Origin of the sequence: Rahnella ecdela (genome assembly GCF_019049625.1) — a bacterium.
Lineage (GTDB): Bacteria > Pseudomonadota > Gammaproteobacteria > Enterobacterales > Enterobacteriaceae > Rahnella > Rahnella ecdela.
Window position 1 is genome coordinate 1 of record NZ_JAFMOY010000060.1, and the last position, 972, is coordinate 972.

Here is a 972-nt window from a genome sequence, read left to right on the forward strand (position 1 = left end):
ATGAGCAGGTGATCGGCCAGCAATCGCTGGTACGTATGTTGCTGATTGCCCTGTTGTGTGACGGACATGTATTGCTCGAAGGCCTGCCGGGTCTGGCCAAAACCCGTGCCGTTCGTGAACTTGCCCGTCACGTGGAAGGTGAGTTCAGCCGCATTCAGTTCACGCCGGATCTCCTGCCTTCTGACATTACCGGCAGTGAAATTTATCAGCAGCACGCCACGCGCGAAGAAGAGCAGTTTCGTTTTCGTCCGGGGCCGGTGTTTGGCAATATTATTCTGGCCGATGAGATCAACCGTGCTTCAGCCAGGGTGCAGTCAGCATTGTTAGAAGCCATGGAAGAACGCCATGTAACGGTCGCAGGGAAAACCTGGCCGTTGCCCGGCGTGTTTATGGTGCTGGCGACGCAAAACCCGGTAGACCAGGAAGGCACCTGGCCGCTGCCGGAAGCGCAACTTGACCGTTTTCTGATGAAAGTGCTGGTGGATTATCCGTCGCGTGAAAATGAACAGAAAGTGATGCAACTGGTGCGCGACGAACAGCAGCAGAAATATCAGCAAACAGCAGCAGAAACAACAGCGGCTGAGCCGGAAAGCCTGATGCTGACTCAGCAGGAGATTGCCACCTGCTGGCAGGAAATCTCTGCGATTTATGTGGCACCGGTGGTGGAAACTTACATTATTAATCTGGTGGAAATGACCCGCCATCCGCAAGGTGTCAGCGACACGCTGGCCAGTTATATTACTTTTGGTGCCAGCCCGCGCGGCACGCTGGCGCTCGATCGCTGCGGGCGCGCACTGGCCTGGCTGGAAGGCCGTGACGCCGTGCTTCCCGAAGATATCCGTCTTATCGCTCCTGCTGTCCTGCGCCACCGGCTGATGCTCAGCTATCAGGCCAATGCCGATAACTGTTCACCAGACGACGTCGTTCGTATGTTGCTCGATGCCGTGGTGGCCTGATGGAAAACCCGCTGAC

At 56.4% G+C, this 972-nt stretch carries 1 protein-coding gene; it reads left to right on the forward strand.

Translation table 11 applies throughout. The features are described 5' to 3' along the window. Positions 1–956: AAA family ATPase (locus J1784_RS00305; RefSeq protein WP_217147584.1), on the forward strand; the 956-nt coding region annotated here is incomplete at its 5' end. Positions 957–972: the final 16 nt, after the last annotated feature.